At 45.3% G+C, this 25,491-nt stretch carries 5 protein-coding genes; 1 reads left to right on the top strand and 4 read right to left on the bottom strand.

Annotated features, from left to right (window positions below; all coding sequences use genetic code 11):
- Positions 1–162: 162 nt before the first annotated feature.
- The 4 genes from ACSYSH_RS01335 to purB form a co-directional block, all read right to left on the bottom strand.
- Positions 163–5,727 carry a DUF1542 domain-containing protein gene (locus ACSYSH_RS01335; RefSeq protein ID WP_491702566.1) on the bottom strand — a complete coding sequence of 1,855 codons (5,565 nt, stop codon included), beginning with the start codon at positions 5,725–5,727 and terminating at the stop codon, positions 163–165.
- 78 nt (positions 5,728–5,805) lie between these two features.
- Positions 5,806–15,138 carry a DUF1542 domain-containing protein gene (locus ACSYSH_RS01330; RefSeq protein ID WP_491702567.1) on the bottom strand — a complete coding sequence of 3,111 codons (9,333 nt, stop codon included), beginning with the start codon at positions 15,136–15,138 and terminating at the stop codon, positions 5,806–5,808.
- Between the two features lie 278 nt (positions 15,139–15,416).
- Positions 15,417–22,286: a DUF1542 domain-containing protein gene (locus ACSYSH_RS01325; RefSeq protein WP_491702568.1), complete on the bottom strand. Its 6,870-nt coding sequence runs from the start codon at positions 22,284–22,286 to the stop codon at positions 15,417–15,419.
- 402 nt (positions 22,287–22,688) lie between these two features.
- Positions 22,689–23,987, bottom strand: a complete 1,299-nt coding sequence (gene purB, locus ACSYSH_RS01320; RefSeq protein ID WP_489816494.1) for an adenylosuccinate lyase — start codon at positions 23,985–23,987, stop codon at positions 22,689–22,691.
- A 207-nt stretch (positions 23,988–24,194) separates the two neighbouring features.
- Here purB and ACSYSH_RS01315 point away from each other — a divergent pair, with 207 nt between their 5' ends.
- Entirely contained in the window at positions 24,195–25,484 is a 1,290-nt protein-coding gene (locus tag ACSYSH_RS01315) for an adenylosuccinate synthase (RefSeq protein WP_491702569.1), read from the top strand.
- The last annotated feature ends 7 nt before the right edge of the window (positions 25,485–25,491 follow it).

Below are 25,491 nucleotides of genomic sequence, written 5' to 3'. Positions count from 1 at the left end.
CAAGCCACCACATCCATGGGTCCCAGCAAAAAAAGTCACAAACTATGTCTGAATAGTTTGTGACTCTTATAAAAATACCAAAAATCAACCAAAAACGATCGTTCTCAAATCATTCAAAAATGATCGTCATCGTGATCAAAAAATGTACGTTTAATTTCTAAACTAATGATGATTATCTGCTTTGTTTTTACCTCCATTTACTTTTTGTCGTCCTAATTTCAATCCAAAACCAGTTAAACCGATTGAGAGACTCGCCAAAGTGACAGCCAAAAAAGTTAATGACTGGTGATCGGCGGTATCGATTGACCAAGTGGCCGGTAGGATCGTTTTGGCAGAAAACAAACGGTCTCCTAGCTGAATTCGGTCCTGCCCCTCTGGCAGAGGTAAAGACCGATTAGCAGTAGTCGCCACCTTGTTGGTTACCAAGGCTGATTCCAACTGGTTGTTGGTAGCAGATTGACTAGCCTGCAAGGTCAATTTGGTCAAATCAGACATCAAATTACGCAACAATTGGACTATTTGATCTAGCGTCTGGGCTTGACGAATTTGAGCGTTTGTCGTTGTCACTAACGATAACATCGTTTGTAACAAAACTGATTTTTGACCAGCAGATAAGGCTGAATAGCCGTTAATTGACTGGTCAGTTCCTTTCAATCCATCATAAACCTGAGCAAACCAATCTGCCTTTCCTTGGCCAAGTTGACTATTAGCGTGCTGGCCAAAGGCCAGCGCATTAAGATCATCTTGGACCAGCATTTCAGCAGCAACAACACTCTGAGCACCTTGCAATTCATTCAAGTACCAATCACGTTGGTCATTAACAGCTTCAATCATAGTTGCTTGTCCAGTTGGTGAAAGACTACGATCCTGCTTGATTTGATCAATCACTTGTGCCACTGCCGCTTCAATTTGATCAGTATAACCCTGTAGTCGCTCTCCAACCGACTGGCCACTATGGTGGACTTGGTTGATTGCTGCGACTGTTTCAGTGGTCATTTGTTCAACTTGGGTAGCTGTTTTCGCGGTGGCCAAATTTTGCTGACCAGTATTCCAACGGGCATTAACCTGATCTTCTTGCTCAGTTTTTTCCTGACCACTCAACGTTGGATCAGCATTAATGGCTTGGTTCGAATTTTTATAGGCCAGCAACAGTTGATAGTTAGCGCGATCGGTAGCCAAATTATATTCAACACTGGTCAAATCAGTGTTCAACTGTTGATTAGCCGCCAAGATTTGATCGGCATTAGTGGCGGCCATTCCAGCTGCCTGAGCAGCACTGACAGCCTGCTGTAACTGCTCGGTCAATTGTATCTCTTGATCAACCTTAATTTGACCCTTGGTTGCTGCAGCAGTGATAGCCAGTTGCACATTAGCACTATGATCCGTAATTTTTCCCATAAACTGATCACGTTGACCGCCGTTGCCCGTGATTGTTTGGCCAGGAACGTAAATCTTTTGATTAGTCATAGTGCCGGTATCAGCTACCTGCTTAGCAGCAGTAGCATCAGTGGCACTATTAATTTGGCTAATGATTTGTGCTTCGCCTCGATCAATGGATGCTTTTTGGCGGTCTTTTTCTGCCTGCGACAAGGTTGGATCAGCATCAATTTGGTTCTTAACAGCTTGGTCATCCTGCTGTAAATTCACAATCAAGGCTTGCTTTTGGTCGGTAAGATTCTGACCCACTTGGTGAGCAGCTTGAATGACCATAATGCCATCGTCGGCGCTTTGCTGGGCCTTGGCAATAGTGGTTGTAGCTGCTAAGTCAGCTGTCATCTGTTGCAACATCGCCAGCCGGTTAGCTTGCTGAGCAGCCTTTGCATCGGGCAACAGGGTCACATCCCCATCAATTGCTGCCTGAACTTGACTATTAACAGCTTCCAACCGGAATTGCCCTTCTCGCTGGGCCAAATTTAAATCAATCATGGCTAATTTTTGATTCAAATCAGCCACAGCCTGGTTAACCTCATCGGCCGACTGAGCGGATTGAATTGCAGCGTTAGCCATCTTTTGTGCAGCCGTAACCTGATCGGTCAAAGCCGACTGATCACTTGACTGGATTTGGTCACTATTTTTGTCAATCTTTTGCTGTTCAACACTGATTTTATCCTGAACTGTTGCGCTAGCCGCTGCCCTTTGGTCAGCGACTGCTAACCCAGCCACGTGGATAGCTTTGAAGGCCTGTTGACCATTCATTACCATTGTATCCCCAGATTGGACTGTTATCACGTCCTGTAAAGCCTTCAAATTATTCGCCAATGCTTGCTGCACACTTGCCACCTGACGATTACGGTCTGAACTAGTCAGTGTTTTATCGGCATTAATTTGATCTACAACCTGGCTAGCGGTCGTCGTCAGTGCCTGTTGCCAATCAGCTAAATGACTGGCAACAGTTGGGCCTGGCTGATGGCTATCTTGAATCTGTTGGTTTCCCTCTGCCAAAGCACTTGCAAACTTGGCTTGCGCTTGCTCGTCACCAAGGCCGACTGCCATAATCGCCGTCGTTGCTTGATTCAAACTCATCTGCACAGCTGCTAACTGGTCTTGTTCAGCACCAGTATCCAACGTTGGGTCATTTTCGATAGCTGTCTTCGTATCACTGGCATTTTGTTGCAGTTGGTGTATGACATTGTACTGAATATGTTGGTTACTAATTTTGATCAAATTTGTATGAAAATCAGCCAGCGCTTGATTGATTTCATCGGCTGATTGAGCAGTTTGAACAGCAGCAACAAAGACCTGTTTGTACTGGTCCATCAGATTATCAAGATAATTGCTTTCATCTGCAGTCAACGTATCATCGCTGCTAATCACATTATTAACCGTATTTAGGTCATTAGCCGCCGTATTGCGGACAGCTACCTGCTGGTTCAACAACGATGGTCCTGGCTGATAGACAGCATCAACCCTTTGCAAAGCTTGATTGGTCTTATCGACACCGTCCTGCACATTAATCGCAGTCCGAATAGCAGCTATTCCATCGATGAGTACTTGTTCAACCTCCTTTGTTTGCTGATCCTTAGCCGTCGCCGTTAAAGTATTGTCGGTACTAATGCGACTTTGCACCTTAGTTGCCTCACTGGTCAAGCGGTCGATATAGTTGGCAGTTCGTTGTTGGATTGTTGGTCCATCGTTTGGTATCAGTGCAATAGCAGCTGTTCCATGGTTTAAAGCACTGGCTAAATTAGCCAGATTTTGCGCTGACAGTAACGCTTGTTGGTACAGGTTAAACAATAACGTCACCTGGATACTTTGGGTATTCTTTTCAACATCCGACAATGTTTGATTATTCGTAATCACCTGCTTGGCCGCCAACTGAGCCTGGTCCAAGGCATGAAAATCAACAGCCTGTTGCCTCATCAATTGAATTTGATCTAAGCCCTCTTGGAGCGCCGTTTGGGCAGCCTGCAGATCATCAGCATTTTGAGCCTGATTAGCATTTTGAACGGCTACCTGTTGCAATGCAGTCACTTGTTTCTGCAAAGCAGCTCTCTCAGTACTGGTCAAAGACTTTTCTTGGTCAATATTTTCTCCAGCCTGATTAACTAAGTTAGTAATCAAGTCTAGGAGGTCTTGACGTTGTTGGTTGAGCGTTTTTTCAGCTGGTTGGTGTATTTGACCAATGGCCATAATGTTTTGACGAACACCATTAACACCATCAGCCGCTGTCGTTGCCTTGGCTAATTGATTCAAGGCTGCATCTTTGGTCTGAGCCAACTGCGTCAGTTGGTCATGCTTAGCTGCTCCCGTCAATGAACTGTCGCCATTAATTGCGTCTGTAGCCTGATTTGTGGCATTTATAATCGCTTCAGTCAATTGTGGCCGACGATTATCGATGCTTTGCCCCGGTACATGTTGGTCTGTGACCGTCTGTTCAAAGGTCGTTTCAGCTGATTGAGCAGCAGCAGGTGTCGCAGCTGCAGCAATCTGCTGAAGTGCGCTTCGTTGCTGAGTCAAGACATTATCCTGTTGGACTTGCTTTTCGCTGTCATCCAAAGTTGAATCTTGATTAATCGCCTCAATTACCTGCTGGGCGCTACGATTAACTTCATTCGTTGAGATATCCTGTTGCAAGTCCAACTGCACCCCAGCTAAATCTTGGCTGAGTTGAGGAAGGTTGGCATTAATCTGATCGGCCGTCTGAGCGCTAGCCAATGCTTGGCTTATCTTCTCTTGAACTTTAGTCAAAGCTGCCGTAAGGGCAGCAACTTGTTCGTCCGTCAATTGGCCTTGATCTTTTGCCGCGGCAATTGCATCTGTGACATGCTGAATGGCATCGCTCGCCTGACTTTCTGCTCCTTGGCGCTGCTGGTCAACTGATTTTGCAGCAGATTGATGAATCTGTGCGAGGGTTGTTAATCCAGCCGTCTGCAAGGCCGTCAACTGGTCAACCGTTGTTGCCGAATCAATCTGAGCAATAATTTCTGCTCGAGCATCATTGACCTGCTGGACCTGGTCGTCTTGACCATTTTGACCTTCCTTGGTCAAAGAAGGATCCTGGTTAATGGCTGCTACCTGCTGGCCTGCGGCTTGATTAATGGCAAAACGAGCTTGGGATTGCTGGATTTGTAAGGCTAAGTTTGCCAGGGTTAAAAGACCAGTCGCGTGCACAGATTGCAAATCATCAGCATCCATGGCTTGATCGATTTGACCTTGCAAATTGGTCTGCGCCTGCTGAATTGAATCCTGCAAAGCAGTCTCGTCAGTTGGTGCAACTTTTTCTGCCGCCAAACGGTCTGACAGTTGCTGAATTTGATTATTCAACCATGTTGCTTGACTTTGCTGCTGACTGACCACCGGTGTTCCAGCTATGTGGATGGCGCTTAGTGCCTGACTGGCTGATTCAATCTTCATGTTTAACTCGGTTGCCCGAGCGCTTTGATTCAACTGAGTATCACCCTGTTGCTTGGCTTGGTCCAAATTAGCCAGCTGCTGGGACTTTTGGCTACTCGTCAAGGTCTTATCCGCAACAATTGCATCTTTCACTTGACCGTAAAGCTGAGCCAAATTAGCGACTGCCGCGGCCTTTTGGTCCGCCAGCGAAACTGAATTTGGCACATGAATTTGATCTAAATCGTTCAAAGCTACACGTAACCGGTCAGCCATTGCTTGCGCAGTGGTTTCCCCGTTTAAATCAGTTTGCGCCTGTTGCAATGTTTGTTGATTAGTAAGCGTTTCTTGATTAATTTGTGCCTGACTTAATGAATCGTCTTGATTAATAGCTGTTTGAACACCTTGTGACTTTTGATTAACCAGCTGCAGCGCGGCTGTAATCTGAGTCGCCAATGGTTGATCAACACTGGCCCCTTGGCCATCATCCGATTGCCGGTCTTTTTGCAATTCTTGGTCACCGGCTGTCAGCAAGTCAGCAATCGTTTGACCTGTCGACCCTGAATCCGCCAGGGCATCGTTTAATTTATCAGTGTACTTATTCAGTGTGGCTGATAAAAGCGACTGCCGAGCTGCTTTACTACTATCTAAGATATTTGGATCAGCAATCACAGCTGCCGTTAACGAGTTTTGCATATCAGCCAATTTTTTCTGGGCATTTTGAACTTGGTCGGCTAAAGGAAGACCAGCAACGTGACTCGCATCGATTTCCTTTAACCCTTGCGTTTGAGCATCCAAAACATCCTGGGCATCAACAGTATTGGTTAACAAGTTGTTGGCAGCAGTCAGGGCCTGGTCAACGGCTGTCAACTGGTTATTGCGGTCTGCAGTGGTCAAAGTTTGATCAGCAACAATCGCTTGCCGAACTTGATCATGTTCTTCTTGGAACTTTTGCCGAGCCGTTGCCTGTTGGTTCTAGACACTTGGCTGCAAAACGTGCTGGTTTTGGATTGTGACAGTTTGCTGGGCCTGAGCATCTAAGACTGACTGAGCATCTGTCAAAGAATTAATCACTGCCTGAGCGTTTTTCAAGGCCGCCGCCACAGCCTGGCCCTGGCTCACCCGTTGTGCATTCGTCAAGTTTGGATCAGCTGAAATCGTTTGCAATAACTGGTTAGCCATGATGGCTAAACTATTATTGGCCTTTTCTTGCTGAGTGGCGATCGGCACACCAACTTGGTGAACACTATTGATTGCAGCAATAGTCTGATTCTTCAAATCTAGGATGGTTTGGGCATTTGAAGCATTTCCAAAGCCATCATCCAGTCCCGTCAAAGCAGCGGTCACTACCTGTTGCTGACGGCTTTTATCAGCTGTATTCAACGTTTGATCATTGTCAATCGCTTCTTGAGCAGCCACGACAGCACTTTGGATAGCAGTCTTGGCGTCAGCAACTTGATCCGCAAGGGCTTGACCCGGCTGGAATTGCTCGGTAATGCTTTGTAAGCCAGCATTTGTCGCCGTCAAAATAGCTTGCGCATCTGGTGCATTGACCAAATTGGTTTGGGCGGTATTTAAGGCTGCATCCGCTTGTTGCATTTGGCTATTAGCTGTCGCTGTCGTCAATGTCACTTCGGCAGCAATTTGACCTTTAGTTTGGGCAAGTTGAGCAGCTAACTGCTTATTGGCAGCAACTCGCTGGTCAGCTAAGGAGCTCATGAGCACATGCGTGCTGTCAAGGTCATTGTGGGCTTTAGCAAGCAAATCGGCCAGTGATTGTGCATCTGATGCCGCACTAATTTTGTCATCATAGCTAGCCAAAACCGCCGCTAAGTCAGTTTTTTGTTCAGCCTTCTGCGCATCGGTTAAGGTTTGATCATGATCGATGGCTAACCAAAGACCTGTTTGATTACTATTGGAACCAGCATACTCGTTTAAATCAGTCTTAGCACTGGTCTGCTGGTCTCCTAGTGGTATCCCAACCTGATGATCCGCAACAATTTGTGAGCTGAATTGGTTCTGCAAATTTTGAATGCTATCGGCATTCTGGACGGCTTGCAAAGCCTGCGTCGCATCGGCTAGATCATGATCAATCAGGCCGCGTTGACTTGTTCGTTCTGCTTCAAGCAAAGTATTATCACTTGAAATCTCTTGTTTGGTATTCTTAGCTGTTTGAGTTAATTCATCAATGGCCCGGTTTTTTTGTGTACTTAGCTCAGTTCCACTGGTATGAGCGGCATCAATTGCCTTCAACCCAACATTCAAACGGTCTTGGACTGTTTGAGCATCCATCAACAAGGGTAACCCAAAACTAGCAACTGCCTGATCATGAGCCTCCTGAGCTGCCGCTTGTTGGGCTGATTTTTGTGTCGTTAACAGGGTTGTATCCCCGTTAATGGCGCCATTAACAGTCGAGAGTTCCTGTTTTAGTTGCTCCTTAGCAGCAGTAATTTGGTCAGCAACGGGCGTTTCACTAACATGGGTTGCGGCCAAAGTCTGATTTGCCTGTGATAACGCCTGGGCAATCGCCTCAGCGGTCGGTGCATTCTGTGCCGATAGCGATGCCTGTGCTGAAAGAACTGCCTGGGCTAAGTCATTGGCCTGACGCTGTTTATCGGCATTGGTCAATGTTGGATCGATATTAATCAAAGCCTTAAAGCCTTGCGCCAAGTTTTGCAACTGGTTCAACGCGTTAGACCGTTGATTTTCAATCGCTGTGCCGGTCACGTAGGCCTGTCGCATCGCTAACTGGGCATTCGTGACTGCATCCGCCACTTGCTGAGCATTTGCGGCCTTGTTCAAGATTGCCTGACCATTTTGGTAAACAGTTGCCAAATCCTGCTCTTGTGTCTGTTTGCTAGCGTTGGTCAACGTATCATCGGTATTGATTGAGTTGGTCACCACCGTATTTAATGTTTGTAGTTGGTTTAAGGCATTTTGCACCTGGGTTGCCAAGTCAGTCCCAACTACGTGGCTATTCATTATCGCCGTCAAACCATCATTTTTCGCTGCATCAATCTGGTCGGCAGTTTGGATGTCACTACCTTTAATCTTGGCAATGGCAGCATCTCGCGCGGCTTGCAAAGCAGACATTTGGCTATTAATTGTGGCCGTATCCAAGGTTGGATCCCTTTGCACGGCCGTTTGAATCTGGTTGGCCTCATCACGAAGCTTTTCAATAGCCGCTTGCTTCTGCAAAGCAATGTCATCACCCGTCTTGTAGTCGGTATCAATACTATTGACACCGTTGAATTGGGCCGTATTAATATCATCAGCTGTTTTTACTTGGTTCACAGCTGCTACAGCTTGGTTATAATCATCATCAACTGCAGTCTTTTGAGTCGTCCGCTCTGTTTCATTGAGGGTCTCATCCTGGTCAATCAGGCCTTTAACCTTGGTGACTTCAGCCTGCAAAACACTAACAGCCGCCGCTTGTTGTTGACTAATTTCCTGACCACGTTGGTGGGCGGCCTGAACGTCTTGGATGGCCTGATTTTTATCAGCCTCGATTTGAGCGGCCTTGGTATCTGCACTGATTTTACTAATGGCCGCCTGAATAATTTGAGCCACAGCTTCCTTTTGACTCGCCTTTTCAGCTTGGGTCAGCGTTGCATCAGCGTTAATCGCTTGGTTGGTACTATCACTAGCCCCAGTTACAGCATTATTAGCTGAGGTTTGCTGATTGGTCACCGGCTGGCCGGTCTTGTGCAAAGCAGACAAAACATTTTGCACATTACTAATTGTGTTAGCAATCGTCTGTGCATCCGTTGCCGTTGTAATCTTTTGCAGTAACCCGTTGGCTGCAGTAGTAACGGCTTGACTCTGTGTTTGAACAGCAGAAACTGTCAATGTTTCATCGTTACTAATTTCGCTAATCACGGCTTTAGCTGCCTGATTAACGGCATTAGTGGCAACATTTTGTTGGTCAGACAATGGCGTTCCCGGGATATAAGCTGCCTGGATGGCTATTTTTCCAGCAGTTACAACATTTTGGATACTCTGTGCATTGGGCGTTTGATCAACTGCCAGAGCAGCAACCGCCTGGTCATAGGCATTGTTGACATTCGTCGTTTGAGTCTGGTTATCCGCCGTTAATAAGGTCTTATCATTGGATAAAGCCGTCAGCGTGGCAGTGTACTGCGCTTTGATGGCTGTCTGGGCATCCACTCGTTGACTATCGAGGTCCTTGCCGACAACATGTGAGTTGTTCAACTTCTGTGACCACGACATAAGGGTATCCGAAACTAATTGAGCTGAACCAGCATCATTAATTGCCTTCTGGCCCAAGTTATTGTTCGTATCTAAGACCGCAAGCTGGTTCGACTTAACGGCATCTGTCAGGGTCACATCCCCATCAATCGCCTTTTGAGTGGCTAGATAGGTCGCCTGTAATTGATTCAAAGCGGTTTGCTTTTGGTCGGCCAATGATTGGGCGGCTTGATGCGCATTTGCCACGTCACTGCTAGCCTGGGCTAGGCGATCAGCCAGTTGTTGCGCGTTCGTTTCCTGATTAAAATCAGCATTTGCTTGAGTCACCAACTTGGTCACAGTATCGCGCTGGGTCTGACGAGCAGCCTCGGTCAACGTCACATCATTGGTGATTGCCTGATTAGTTGACTTAGCCACCCCTGTTAAGTTTTGCGTGGCATTGGCGATTTGCGTTGGCAAATCCAGACCAGGCTGATGCAGACGGTCAAGGTTTTTTTCTGCTTGAGTTAGGGCATCTTGCAAGCCCTGGGCAGAAGTCGCAGCAGTGGCCAAATTTGACTGCATTTGGGTCAGAGCAGTGGTAACAGCCCCTGCTTGGGCTGTTTGTGCCGAAGCAAGGAGCGTTGGGTCACTATTAATTTGTTTTTGAAGTTGGCGGGCATAGTCACTCAAAGAATCCTGGGCTTGCACTAACTGATCGCTGAGACTACTTGCACTTTTGTGATCAGCGTTCAACTGGTCTTGATACTGGTTTTGCAGATCAGCCACTGCTTGAGCAGTTTGAGCAGCTTGGAGCTTATTTTGAGCCGTTGCTAAGTCGGATTGCACTTGGTTGCGCTGATCTTCTTCCTGGCTATCAGTCAAAGTCTTATCTAAACTAATCGCATTGGCAACTTGACTTGCTAATTTTGTCAAGGCAGCTGTAGCAGCCTGCGCCTGGCTTGCAACAGAAGCACCCACTTGGTGATCTGCTTGAATAGCGGCCAAACCGGCTGCCTGTTGATTAGCCACGTCTTGGGCAGTTTGTGCTTTAACAATCTGCGCAACATAGGTCTTTAATGATTGATCAACTGCATCTGTTTGCGCGGTTTTAGTAACTCTCGTTAAGGTTGGATCGGCTGTAATATCGGCCTGAACCTGTTGAGCTTGGCTAGTCAAAGCAACCTGAGCAGCATTTTGTTGCTGGTCAAGCGCTTGGCCGGGCACATAGTCGGTATTTAATTGATTTTTAGCCTGGTTAAACTGGTCTAAAATTTCCTGAGCCGTTGTCAATTTGGCTAAATTAGCCTGGGCCTTTTGATAATCACTTTGGACCTGGCTTGACTGATTGGCCTTGACAGCATTCAAAAGCGTCACGTCACTTTGAATATCATTTTGCAAGTTATCTTGAACAGTCTTTAAGTTATTTTGGGCTGCGGCAATTTGATTAGCAATCGAATCACCGGATTGATGACTAGCTTGCAAATTATTCGTCTGCTGATTTAACTGGTCAGCAATCGCTTGAGCACTCGTTGCTTGACGAATTTGCCCTTGTGCGCTCTCGTCAGCGCTTGCCAATGCTGATTTTTGCTGGCCCGCAGCCGCATCTGTTAGCGTCTTATCGCCCACAATCGTCGCCAAGACTTGGTCATTAATCGTCTGCAATTGACTCAAGGCGTTTGCCTGTTGCTGATCAAGGGCTAGACCAGGAGTGTGCACAGCCTGCATTTGGTCACTGGCTGCTGCTTGATCGCTTTGAATTGCCTGAGCATTGTCGGCGGCCAGAATCGTTTCTTTAGCTTGCACCAGGATTTGGTTGACCTGATTAATCTGGCTTTGCTGCTGACTGGTCAACAAAGTTGAATCTTTGCCAATCACTAAGACCGCCTGTTGGGCCTGATCTTGCAAAGCACCAATAGCAGCCTGCTGCTGATCGGCCACAGCCGCCCCAACACGATGAGTAGCGGCAATATTAGTCAAAGCACTCGCCAAATCATCAGCTAACGTCTGAGCATTCTTATCAGCATTCACCGTTTCTTGAGCAGACTGAAAAGCCTGATCAGCATTACTAATTTGCAAAGACTGAGTAGCAGTATTCAAAGTTTTATCGGCACGAATGGCCTGAACTGTATTAGTATGCTGATTTTGTATGTTATGAATGGCCGCCTGTAACTGGCTGGCAAAATCAGTTCCAGCAACATGGCTAGCAGTCATCTTGGCCGTGGCATCATTGAGCCCGTTCAAAATGCTCTGCGCATCTAGGGCCTGATTGGCCGCTAGGGCAGCCTGACCGGCTTGATATGCCTGATCTAAGTCTGTCTGTTCAGCCTGCTTTTGGCTGTCCAAGAGTGTCACATCTCCCTGAATAGCAGTTTGAATTTGCCCATTCGTGGCTTTTAGGGTAGCCAAAGCAGCCTGCCGCTGGCTTTCAATGTCTGCTTGTGGTTGGTGGGCAGCATTGATGAGAGACAAGGCATTAGCCTGGGCATCAGCAATCCCCTGGGCGTCAGTGGCCTGTTCAATTGCTGTTTGCCCATTTTTTTGCGCAGTCAAGGCGACTTGTTGCTGGTCTGATTTTTGGTTATTCAAAAGGGTCCCATCTTTACTGATGGCCGCGACCACGGTATTTTGAGCGGTGGTTAGGGTATCAGTGGCCGCTTGTTGCTGCTCAGCCAATGGTTGACCACCCACATATACTGGCGCCAGTGAACCAATACCGGTTGTCTTGGCATCAAGGATTCCCTGGGCATCTGAGGCCTGGTTCAGACTCGCTTGGGCCTGGGTGTAGGCAACCTCTAACTGGGACAATTCACTTTGTTTTTCGCTATTCAATAGGGTTTGATCGTTTTTAATCAAGCCCTGGACCCGAGCATTCTCCTGGTCAAGCGCCGCCTGAGCCAAATTTCTTTGCTGGTCAACAGCAGTCGCAATCACATGTGTTTGATCAATGTTTAGTAATCCGGTCGTTTTGGCGTCAAGAATTGCCTGAGCATTTCCACTAGCAGATAGTGCCTGACTAGCTTGTTGATAAGCAGCTGCCAAGCTGTTTGTCTGAGCAGATTTATCAGCGGTGGTCAAAGTCTGATCTGCTTTAATTGCCATGGCCACTTGATTATTTTCATTATCAAGGATGGTCTGCGCCGCCTGACGTTGATCTGTCAAACTCTGACCACCAACGTGGGCATTGGCAATGTTGGTATCCCCTGTCTTGTTTTGGTCCAGAATTTCCTGGGCCGTCTTGGCAGCAGTCAGAGCAATCAGCGCCTGGTTATAGGCATCCTGGGCCACCTGTTGCTGCTGTTGTTTAGCCGCTGTAGTTAATGTCTGATCTTGGTTAATCGCCTTATTTGTATTAGCTAGATTTTGATTCAAATCTGCCTTCGCCAGGTTTTGCCGATCCGCAATTGCCATTCCAGTATGAAAAATCGACTGGAGGTTGTTAGAACCAGTTTGACCAGCGGCAGTAGCAGTAGCGCTGGTTAACGCCTCCTGAACAATTTTTTGCGCATTTAAATAAGCCGTCGCTAAATCCCCTAGCTCTTGGTCTTTTTCGGCTTGAGAAAGCGTTGGTTCCGCTTGAATGTTACTTGCAGTCTGCTGGTTAGTCTCTTTTAAAGCTGACAAAGCGCCCTGCTGGGCAGCTTGAATCGTTGCCCCAGGCTCGTATTGAACAGCAACACTTTGTTCGAATTGGGCTTCGGTATCCCAAATTGTCTGGGCTGTTTGCTGCTGCGCAATATTGGTTTTCGCTTCTGTCACAAGCTGATCAACCAAACCCTTTTGGTAGGTTTGCTGTGTCGTCGTCAGGTCAGTATCCGCTTCAATCGTTTCTTTGGTAGTATCAGCTTTTTGCGCTAACTGATTCAAGGCATTGCGTTGTTGGATTGATAACGACAAACCAGGTGTATAAACCAAGTCAATGTTGTGAATTCCCTGAGCTAAGGCTTGTTTAACACCTTCGGCATTGGTCTGTTGGCCAATACTACTAGTCACATTGGCAACATATTGAGCGACGTTTTTCAGCTGCTGACTCCGCGATGCCTCCAAAATCGTTGCATCAGTCTGAATGTTAGCAGCAATCTTTTGTCCCTCGCTCTTAATTTGTTCTTGAGCTGCAGTAATCTGGTCAGAAAGGGCCATTCCAGATACATGGACCGCTTGCAACTGTGCCTGTTCTGTTGCCATCAAATCAAGCAAGTGTTGGGCATCAACTTGGTTATCAATGTCTTGGTTCATTTGCTGAGCCAAAGCGTTCAGACTACTAATTTGACGTTCATGGTCCGCTTGAACAAGTGTCGGATCAGCATTGATTACGGCAGTAACTTGCACGACCCACTGACTAATTTGCTTTTTAGCGTTGCTTTTTTGGTCTGGCAAAGTAACTTTTGCTGGTTGATAAGCGTTCGCAATCGCTGCTCGGTCTGCCTCATCATTTTTAGCTAGAATAATAGCATCGGCCGTCTGTGATTTCGTAATATTGCCCAAGATAATCCCGGCAGCAATATCGACATTTTGTTTTTCTTGAGCCTTTTCGCTATCATTCAAACTTGAATCTTGGTCAATGTTTTGCTTAGTTGCACTGACCAAAGCAGAAATTTCAGCATTGGCAGCACTTTGACGATTGGCAATTGATTCACCCGCTGCATGCAAAGAATTCCAGCCTGTGGAGGCTTGCACTTGAGCCGCAATCAAATCAGCAGTTTGCCAGGTATTACCCGTAACGGCCGCAGTGATCGCATCGAGAGCTGCCTGTTTGGCCTTGTTTACCTGGGTAACTTGATTCTCTTTTTGACCACTTTCAAGAGTGGGGTCTTGATTAATTTGATCAATGGTCGTTTGGGCATTACTATTAATCTGAGCAACTGCCGCTGCCTGTTGCTTAGCAATGGCGGTCCCTGTCGTCCAACCCTGGACGATTTTTGACTGAATACTTTCATCAGCAGCTAATTTATTAATACTATCAGCATCAGCAGCCGCATCAATTCGCGCAAATAAGGCGTCAACAGCAGTTGATACTGCTGAAGTTTCTTGCGTTTTTTCACTTTGCAGCAGTGTTGGGTCGTTCTTAATTTGATTGATCGTTGCACTGGCCTGGCTCTGAATGGTGTTTTTCACCGCTTGGCGTTGATCAGGCAGACTTTTACCAGGTTGATAGAAGGCATCAATGGCAGCAATACCGGCGTTTTTCGCTTTATTATAATCAGCGGTTGTCTGAGCAGTGCTAATATTTTGTTCCGCTGTTGCTACGGCAGATGTAATCCGAGCTTGCTGCAAGGCCTTTTCGCTAATCGTCAACGTTGGATCCTGGTCAATGAGGGCGTTCACTCGGTTCTGCTCAGCTGTAATCGGACCAAAACCACCTAAGGTTGTAATCGCATTCTTAATATCGGCAGCCCGTTGGTTATTAACTTGTTGTAACGATTGCAAAACAAAAAAGTTATTAAAGGTATATTTTGGAAAATCACTACCATAACTTGGTTCAAAAGAAACACTGATTGAATTTTTGCTACCCAAATCCTGAGTATTACTTGGAACTGGCATAACAATGAGATTACCATAAGTACCGGCATTTGGTGTGTACTGTACTTTAACAGGATTAACACCATTAAAAAAAGGATGAATAGAATTATTACGACCACTGATAGCCAGGGGGCGAACATAAAGTAAAGTTACGTTAGGAACAAGCGTGTAAGTTATCTGACCGTTAACCCGCCGAACATATACATTGCGAAGCTGTACGTCAACTGACTCATCAACACTTGCCGCATTTGCCGCTCGTCGTTGATAAGGTAAATCAGTCCACTTCCCAATGGTGCCATCTAAGTCACTATCAAAGGATTCCACTTGAGCCTGTGTCGGTGACACATAGGAAGGATCAGATGGGACTTGATAGTAAACATAGCCATTATTACGTGAATCGTTAACGGTGGTCCAGCCAGCTTGTGGGTAGGATTGTGGAGCTGCTTCAACCTGGGTTTCGTTCACATTTAAGATTGGCGCCGCAACGAAGCCCCCAATTCCGAGGGTAAAGGCCGCAATCGCCGCAAAAAGCCAGTTCTTTCCAGCTTTATACATTTTATAACGTTGGTTTGTAACAATATTTTTGTGGTAATTCAACATTTGCCACACCTCTTTTAATATTCGAAATATTTTATATACAAATCCATTGTAACCCGTTTATCTAGAAAAGAAAAGCAAACATGCTGGTTTATAAGCGTTTAACGATTGTTTAGTTTAAAAAGTGAAATAAAAAACTAAATCTGATTGGTCATAAATTGAAATAAAATGTTAATCCTAATTTGTCTAATTTTAAAATAAAAAAGTACAGCAACACATCATCCATGTGTTAACTGCACTTTTTTCATTCAGAGATTGAAAACAGTCCCTTTAGTATTTTTTTACTTCTCTTCCTTGCGACGCTTATTTGCCTGACCAAGGAAGAAACCAGTTACAGAAGCCAACAGCGCACTTGTAACAAGTGCTCCATCGCGATTTTCATCTTGTTCACTAGTTTGTGGCAAAACAGAAGTAGTCACTTGCTTTTCGGCATATTGTTCTTGTACCTTCTGCTGGTATGCAGCTTCGAGCTGAGCTGTACCATAATCTTGACCAACCATAATATCATCCGCATTCAAAGCACCATTAACTTGAGCCTTGGCTTTAGCAACAGCATCAGCAACAAGTTGGTAATCCAAATCCTTTTGCGCTTGAGTCAAGCGACTATCATTGGCAATCTGTGCCCGAATTTGGTCTGCCTTCTGGTCGATAGCTGAAAGTGCTGCAGCTTTTTGCTCAGCTAATGGCTTCCCCGGCTGATGAAGATTTTTGAGATTATCCACAGTTTGGTTAACTACATCCAATCGGTCCTGATACTTAGTTAATCCAGCAATCTTGGACTTTGTTTCAGCAACGAAATTATCAACTGCCTGCTTTTGCGCAGCCTTGTCAGCGGCCTTAAGCGTTACATCAGCATCAATTTCAGCCTTAATCTTCGCTGCCTGGTCATCAATTTGGGCGTTGAGATCATTTTCTTGTTGGGCAGGTGTCTTCGTTGAAGTCACATGTCCTTGATTAATTGCCTTAACAACAGTTGAACCGCTCGGAATTCCGTTAACCGTTGAAACATCTTGACCATTATCAACGTCAGTTACTGCTTGCTGCAAAGCAGCATCAACGGCATCTTTTTGAGCTTGCTTTTCAGCATTACTCAAGTTATCGTCGGCATCAATAGCTGACTTTGTTGCTGCTGCATTTTCTTGCAGTTTAGCTCGAGCATCAACCTTTGATTGATTTAAGTTGTCAAAGGCTGGTGCAACCGTTGGTACAAAGTCAACAACCCCTTGAGCGTTAGTCTGAGAATTCAACTTAGCAATCGCATCTTGTGCTTGTTGTTTCAAAACGGCAATCTGACGATCCTTAGCATCGGCATCTAACTTTGTATTGGCATTCACTTCATCGATGGCCTTTTGTTCAGCAGTGTTAATCGTGGCAACACCTGCTTGCTTGCGTTCTGCCAAAGGAGTTACACCTGAAAAATCAGTTGCTGTCTTGACGGCATTGTCAAAGGCAGCTGTCTCTGATGCTCCCTTGATTTCATCTGGTGTCACTGCCTGATCGATGGCATCACTAGCTGCTTGATGAGCCTTAGCCAGATCATTGATTCGATCCTGTTTTTCAGAATCCGTCAAATCACTATTATTTTGGATTGTAGCCTTCGCATCATTGTATGCCTGATCTTCTGCCTGATGAGCATCCGTTTTGGCATTATTCAACGAATTAAATACTGGTAGATTAGCAGCCTTGGCCACATCTACGTCCGTAGCCGTTTTCGCAGCAGCAATCTGCTCCTGTGCCGTGTTCAATGCTTGATCAATAGCCTGCTTTTGAGCTTGTTTTTGAGCGTCACTCAAAGCTTGATTAGAATCAACCGCGGCCTTAGCCCGGTCTGCCTCATCTTGAAGTGCTTTCTGTGCATCACTCTTACGATCTGCTAAGGTTTGCACACCTGCATCAGATATTGCATTGTTCAATGCCTCAGGGAAAGTAGAAGAATTATGTGCTGCATCGACACCAGACAAATCAGTAGCTGCATTAACTCCATCGTGAGCGTCTTGAAGCGCCTTATTAACTGCTGCTACTCGTGCTGCCTTTTCATCATCTGTAAATGCTGAATTAGAATTAATCGTCTCTATGGCCTTCTGAGCTTGAGCATCTAAATCAGCCAAGGCGTCCGTTTTATTCTTGTTCAAGTTCTCAACGTTATTCACTTCGTTAGAAAGAGTCTTATTTAAGTCATCAGCACTTGTCTGAGCATTCAAATTAGCTGTGCCATCAGACAAAGCCTTATCCAATGCCTGCTTTTGAGCATCCGCGTCAGGACCTGTTAATGCCTCTTTCGCTTGGTTAACCGCTTCAGTCAGCTTTTCAATGGCAGCCTTTGCTTGATCAGCCAATGATGGCACCTGACCTGCTTGCTTAGCAATGTCTGCTAACTTATTGGCATAATCACTACCACTGGCTACTGCTTGGGCAGCAGTCGTTGGATCCGTTGCCTGGTTAATAGCATCCTGTGCCGCATTCTTTGCCTGATCAATTTGCTGATTGAAAGCATCCTTTTGCGCTTGCGTCAAAGCTGAATTGTTATCAATTGCATGGTGAGCATCTGTTGCTTGCTGTGCTGCACTAGCATCATCAGCCGTCTTATCCAGGTTCGTTAAGGCTGTTTCTCCAGCACTTTGTGCTTGATTGATGCCATCAGCTGTGTTCGCCTTTGCAATCGCATCCTTTGCCTGACCTGCAACCGTATCCAAAGCCGCTTTTTGAGCTGTCTTATCGGCATCACTCAAATTCTTATCGGCATCAACCTTAGCCTTAGCTGCCGTGTTGGCATCATCAATGGCCTTGGCAGCTGTTGCTTGTTGGTCTGCAACAGATGGCACCTGACCTGCTTGCTTAGCAATGTCTGCTAACTTATTGGCATAATCACTACCACTGGCTACTGCTTGAGCAGCAGTCGTTGGATCCGTTGCCTGGTTAATCGCATCCTGTGCCGCATTCTTTGCCTGATCAATTTGCTGATTGAAAGCATCCTTTTGCGCTTGCGTCAAAGCTGAATTGTTATCAATTGCATGGTGAGCATCTGTTGCTTGCTGTGCTGCACTAGCATCATCAGCCGTCTTATCCAGGTTCGTTAAGGCTGTTTCTCCAGCACTTTGCGCCTGATCGATGCCATCAGCTGTGTTCGCCTTTGCAATCGCATCCTTTGCCTGACCTGCAACCGTATCCAAAGCCGCTTTTTGAGCTGTCTTATCGGCATCACTCAAATTCTTATCGGCATCAACCTTAGCCTTAGCTGCCGTGTTGGCATCATCAATGGCCTTGGCAGCTGTTGCTTGTTGGTCTGCAACAGATGGCACCTGACCTGCTTGCTTAGCAATGTCTGCTAACTTATTGGCATAATCACTACCACTGGCTACTGCTTGGGCAGCAGTCGTTGGATCCGTTGCCTGGTTAATAGCATCCTGTGCCGCATTCTTTGCCTGATCAATTTGCTGATTGAAAGCATCCTTTTGCGCTTGCGTCAAAGCTGAATTGTTATCAATTGCATGGTGAGCATCTGTTGCTTGCTGTGCTGCACTAGCATCATCAGCCGTCTTATCCAGGTTCGTTAAGGCTGTTTCTCCAGCACTTTGCGCCTGATCGATGCCATCAGCTGTGTTCGCCTTTGCAATCGCATCCTTTGCCTGACCTGCAACCGTATCCAAAGCCGCTTTTTGAGCTGTCTTATCGGCATCACTCAAATTCTTATCGGCATCAACCTTAGCCTTAGCTGCCGTGTTGGCATCATCAATGGCCTTGGCAGCTGTTGCTTGTTGGTCTGCAACAGATGGCACCTGACCTGCTTGCTTAGCAATGTCTGCTAACTTATTGGCATAATCACTACCACTGGCTACTGCTTGGGCAGCAGTCGTTGGATCCGTTGCCTGGTTAATAGCATCCTGTGTCGCATTCTTTGCCTGATCAATTTGTTGATTGAAAGCATCCTTTTGCGCTTGCGTCAAAGCTGAATTGTTATCAATTGCATGGTGAGCATCTGTTGCTTGCTGTGCTGCACTAGCATCATCAGCCGTCTTATCCAGGTTCGTTAAGGCTGTTTCTCCAGCACTTTGCGCCTGATCGATGCCATCAGCTGTGTTCGCCTTTGCAATCGCATCCTTTGCCTGACCTGCAACCGTATCCAAAGCCGCTTTTTGAGCTGTCTTATCGGCATCACTCAAATTCTTATCGGCATCAACCTTAGCCTTAGCTGCCGTGTTGGCATCATCAATGGCTTTGGCAGAATCTGATTTTTGGTCATCCAATGATTTCACACCAGAGAAATCCGTTGCTTTGGCAATATCACCAGAGAAATCCGTTGAATTTTGGGCAGCTGTTACGTCATCAGCAGTCGTTGCAGTATCCACTGCGTTGGATGCTGTATTGTAGGCGTTTTGTACTTGTTGGATTCGATTAGTCTTGTCGGCATCCGTCAAAGCATTGTTATTCTTAATCGTATCAATAGCAGACTGTGCTTGCTTAGCCAACGCTTGACGAGCGGCTGTCTTCTCACCAGACAAGTTTGAAATAGCCGTTACAGCGGCATCCTTTGCCTTCGTTACATCATCTGCATTGGTTGCGTTTGAAATGTCGTTCTTGGCATTTGCCACAGCCTGATCGATTGCTGTCTTTTGAGCGGTTTTTTGCTCCGGGGTCAAGTTACCATCTTGATCGATTGCATTTTCTGATGCGGTCTTGGCTGCATCCAAAGCATCCTTTGCAGCCTGCCCCACACTATCAAGGGCAGCTTTAGCGGCATCCTTTTGACCATCCAATGAAGTTACACCGGAGAAGTCCGTTGCAGCCTTAATGGCAGTATCAAAATCTGACCCACTCGCCGGCACTCCTGAAATTACACTAGCATCGGTTGCTGAATCGATAGTATTCTCCGCAGTCGTCTTCGCTGCTTCAATTTGAGCAATACGGTCTTTCTTTTGATCAGCGGTCAAATCATTATTATTGTTAATCTCTGTTTCCGCATTTTGAACTGCTGTGTTGACAGCAGTACGAGCCGCCAACTTTTCAGAATTCAAGTTATTAACAATATTTTGCCCATCTGACAATGCTTGATTCACAGCATCAGCATCCGTTGCTGAATTAATCTTTTTGATGGCAGCGTCAGCTGCATCTTGAATAGCTTGCTTTTGAGCAGCCTTTTGAGCGTCAGTTAAATAATTGTTGTTGTTAATATCATTATTTGCTTGACTTACTTGTGCATCCAAATTTGTTTTAGCTTGGGAAGCTGCATTAGTCAAGGCATCCTCAGCATCTTTTTGCCGATCGGGCAATGGTTTCCCAGCGACATAACTACCGGCAATTATTCCTTGCGCCTTCGATACAGTATCAGCAATCACTTGAGCCGAACCATTGGCAATGGCAGTTTTAGCATCTGTTACAGCCTTGTCAACATTAGCAGCTTGGGTTGCCTTTTCGGTTGTGCTCAAGTTTGTATCAGCAGCAATTTTTGCCTTAGTGTCAGTGGCCGCCTGGTCAATGGCAGCATTAGCATTTTGGCGCTGAGTGTCAAGAGGTGTTACCCCATTGTCTGAGGTTGCTTGTGAAATAGCTGTATCTAGGTCGGTACTGCCGGCTAGACTATTAACAGTCGTAGCATCTGTAGCCTGATCAATTTGGTCAGTAACCTTCTTTAAGGCATCATTGACTTGAGCAATCCGTGTAGCCTTGTCAGCATCAGTCAAATTTTGATCATTGTTAATCGTCGCAATCGCACTATTAGCCTTGCTTGTTAACGTACTGTAGGCCGAAGGCTTCGCTGCGTCTAAATCAGTCAGGTTCTTAATGCCAGCAGTTTGAGCCGTATTAATGTCATCAGCACTGGTTTTAGTTCCAATATTATTCTTAGCATTATTGGCAACAGTCTGCAAAGCGGCCTTTTGAGCGGCCTTTTGCGTATCACTCAATGCCGAATTAGCATCAACTGCTGCTTGTGACTTCGCCAACTGTGTGTCAATTGCATCTTGTGCATTCTTGATTTGCGTTGCTAAAGCAGTTCCTGGTTGGTGAGCCGTTGCAATTGCGTTATCCTGTGATGTGTCCGCAATCACGTTAGCAACATCATCGGAATCCTGGGCGCTTTGCAACTTATTTGAAATTACTGTAACTGCATCATTAACTTGCTTGGATTGGGCATCCTTTTGAGATTGAGTCAGCGTTGGATCGTTAGCGATGTCTTGCAAAATCTGGCCAACATTGTGCGCATCTTTATATTGTTGCAAGGCTGTAGAGCGCTGCTTATCAATCGGAACACTGTTAGCCGCACTCTTAGCCGCCACATCTTTATCAATGGCCTGCAGCTTATTAACGAAATCGTCGTCAATGGTAACGTTATTAATAGCTGTTTGCTCAGCACTTTTCTGTTTGTCTGACAATGCTGATTTATTAACAGCATTCGTGGAGTTTTGCTTCATTTGAGTAATTAACGTGTTGTTAAATTTTTCACCAAAATCAGCATATCCCAAGGTACGAACAACAGAGAAGATAGCGTGATAACCAGTAGTCCCAGTGTCAGATGAAAACATCGCTGTGATTTGGTCATCTGGTTCAACCTTAACAGGATCAATTTGTACCGTTAAAACTGATGTTCCACCAACGTTTCCACCAGCATTAAAATTGTTACTATAAACCCCGTTTTGTGCTGTCAAGGTCGTATTTGATCCATTGGCGGCCAACAAATTGGGGTTACCAGTTTTTGCTGCCAAAGAATCTGAAAAACCCATATCAAAATAGGAAGTACGACCAGCACCACTAGTTGTTAACATCGGAACGTTCAAAGTAGCCGTCAAAGTATATTTACCAGTTGACTGATTATAACTTAAACCAGAAAACTGAAAGTTTGATTCCTTTGCCAATCGTGGAATTTCGGCAGAAGCGTAGCCCCACGTCATCTGGGTACTCTTTGGTACAGACGACTGACTAGGCGTTTCGGTATAACGTTTATAATATTCAGTATTTTGACCAAACCAATAGTTTGTCGACGTATCAGCAGCATGTGCTGTCATTTCTTGTCCAAAGTCAAACACTGTGTTATTTGATACAACCTGGGTCATCCCAATGAGAGCAAAGGTTGCCAATCCTGCTACCAACCATTGTTTGCCAGCTTTATACATTTTAAAATGCGTTTCTTTTTGAAATTTATTTATTCTAGTATTCAATGTGATATCTCCAAAAATATTAATATCTTAATACAAGAATAATTATATCTTAAATTTCAAATAATTACAATAAAATTACAATGTTTTTTAGAATGACTTTGGCAACTTTTATTCCTAAATCGTTAGCCATCAACCGAATGCTTTAGCTCGATAAAAGCATAAATATCAACTCCTACAAACGCAAATTGCTAAAATTGTGCTGAAATGGCATCTATTTTTCTAAACATTGTTCGTAACATCATTCTAAATAATAAATTTAATTCTTTTTACAAAACTGAAAAAAAGATTTCTTAGCACTCAAAACAATCGAATCCTTATAAACTAAAAAAGTAAAACCCCACAGCTAAAAAGCTGCAGCATTTTACTTACTGTATATTATGGACCTATTTAGAATATAAATGGTTAGTCAGTCAAACCAAGGCGCTTAAAAATGGTGGCAACTTGGCTCAAGTGATAATGATAGTCAAAGGCGTCATCAATTTCTGCTTGTGACAAGTGGGCAGTAATTGTTGGATCCCCTTCAACCAACTCCTTAAATGATCGGCCTTCATCCCATGACCGTGCTGTCAACGGTTGAACCAAATCATAGGCAGTTTCCCGGGCCATCCCCGTCTCAATCAACTTCAACAAGACACGTTGACTATAGATCAAACCGTATGTCAAATCCATGTTGGCCTTCATTCGTTCTGGGAAGACAGTCAAGGTATCGATAATCTTCATAAAACGGTTCAACATATAATCCAACAAGGATGTGCTGTCTGGTAAAATCATCCGTTCGGCTGAAGAGTGTGAAATATCCCGTTCATGCCATAAAGGAATGTTTTCGTAGGCAGTCAACATTTGGCCCCGAACGACACGTGCCAAACCACAAATGTTCTCCGAACCAATTGGATTACGTTTATGTGGCATTGCTGATGAGCCCTTTTGACCCTTGGCAAACTTTTCTTCAACTTCATGAATTTCGGAGCGTTGTAATGACCGAATTTCGACGGCAAACCCTTCCATGCTAGAAGCAATCAAGGCCAATGTCGCCATGTAGTCGGCATGCAAATCCCGTGGCAAAACTTGTGATGAAATTTCTTGTGCATGCAAGCCTAAACGTTCGCAGACATACTGTTCAATTTCAGGTGGAATGTTAGCAAAAGTTCCCACAGCACCAGAAATTTTACCAGCTTCGACGCCTCGGGCTGCCGTCTTAAACCGAACCAAATTTCGCTCCATTTCAGAATAGAAACGAGCAATCTTCAAACCAAAGGTGGTTGGCTCAGCTTGGACCCCATGTGTCCGACCAATCATGACCGTATCCCGATATTCAATTGCCTTTTTTTTCAAAACTGCAATGAAATTTTCCAGGTCTTGCTCTAAGATGGCGTTAGCCTGCTTCAGACGGACACCATAAGCAGTGTCAACAACGTCCGTACTCGTGATACCGAAGTGAACCCACTTCTTTTCAGCTCCCAAAGATTCTGAAACTGTTCGAGTAAAAGCAACAATGTCGTGGTGGGTGACCGCCTCAATTTCTTCAATGCGGGCAACATCAAAGGTGGCATTTTGACGAATCTTTTCAACATCTTCGGCTGGAATTTCACCCAACTTTGACCAGGCTTCATCAATGGCAATTTCAACATCCAACCAAGTTTGGTACTGATTTTGTAAGGACCAAATCTCACGCATGGCTGGTCGACTATAACGGTCTAACATTTTGACTCTCCTTTTTTATCAAACGTGCACATGTATTATACAAAAATTTAGGGATAAATACGAACTATTTATTAAATAAATCATTTTTATGCAGAATCCGAACATTAAAACCGAAATATTCCCCGATTTACCCTTGATTTTATGAACATTTCCCCGTATACTAGCCTGTGGTCGAAAGAGGCCAATAAATGATAAAAGAGGTAAACCATGTCTTCAATCGTGATTGCCGGCGCCCAATGGGGTGACGAAGGAAAAGGTAAAATTACAGACTTTCTCAGTCAGAAAGCCGACTTCGTTGTCCGCTACGCGGGTGGCGACAACGCTGGCCATACATTGGTCATCGATGGTAAAAAACTCCACGTACAATTGATTCCCTCAGGCATTTTCTTGCCCCAGGTTACCAATGTGATTGGTACCGGTGTTGTGGTCAACCCAGCAACACTATTTAATGAAATTAACTATTTAAAGGAAAACGGGGTGACCGTGCATAACTTGAAGGTCTCTTCAAGAGCACAAGTTATCATGCCTTATCATCCCCTTTTTGATCAATTACAAGAAGGTTTAAAAGCAGAAAAAATTGGCACGACCCACAAGGGAATCGGGCCTGCCTACCAGGATAAGTTGGATCGAATCGGCATCCGCATTGCTGATTTGCTCGAACCAAAGGTTTTAGAAAAACGCTTAAACCAAGCACTCAAGGTCAAGAACCTGTTCTTGACCAAAGTTTATGACCGTGACCCCCTTGATTTTGATGAAATTTTCAACCAATACAAGGAATATGGTGAAAAGTTACGTCCCTTTGTCGCCGATACTTCCTATTTAATTAACGAGGCTTTGGACCAAAACAAACGCGTTCTGTTTGAGGGCGCCCAAGGAATCATGTTAGATATCGACCATGGAACCTATCCATTCGTAACCTCTTCCAATCCAATCGCCGGTGGTGCTGCCGTTGGAGCTGGAATTGGTCCAAACAGAATTGACCAAGTTGTTGGGGTGGCCAAGGTTTATTGCTCCCGTGTCGGTGAAGGTCCCTTCCCAACTGAATTATTTGATGCAGTTGGCAATACCATCCGCGATGTTGCCCACGAATACGGCGTTGTCACGGGACGACCTCGTCGAATCGGTTGGTTGGACACAGTGGCATTGCGGCATGCTAAGCGGGTTTCCGGCTTAACTCAGCTTTCTTTGAACTGCTTGGATGTCCTTTCTGGCTTTGAAACCGTCAAGGTCGCCACGCACTATCGGTTAGATGGACAAATCATCGACCATTATCCTGCTTCCGAAGCAGATTTAGAGCGCTGTGAACCAGTTTATGAAGAATTACCTGGTTGGTCAGAAGACATTACCAAGGCTCGGTCGCTTGAAGACTTACCTGAAAACGCTCGCAACTACTTGAAACGGGTTTGTCAAATTGTCGAACTGCCCTTGGCAACCTTTGCCGTCGGGCCAGACCGTGATGCCACAAACGTCTTAACTGATTTGTGGGAAAACAACTAAGAACTAC

Source organism: Fructobacillus sp. ESL1117 (genome assembly GCF_058508565.1).
This window is presented reverse-complemented; position numbering and strand designations above follow the sequence as displayed.

Coding starts and splice junctions, on each gene's coding strand:
- ACSYSH_RS01330 (WP_491702567.1), bottom strand. CDS start 15,138: ATGTTGAATTACCACAAAAATATTGTTACAAACCAACGTTATAAAATG.
- purB (WP_489816494.1), bottom strand. CDS start 23,987: ATGTTAGACCGTTATAGTCGACCAGCCATGCGTGAGATTTGGTCCTTA.
- ACSYSH_RS01315 (WP_491702569.1), top strand. CDS start 24,195: ATGTCTTCAATCGTGATTGCCGGCGCCCAATGGGGTGACGAAGGAAAA.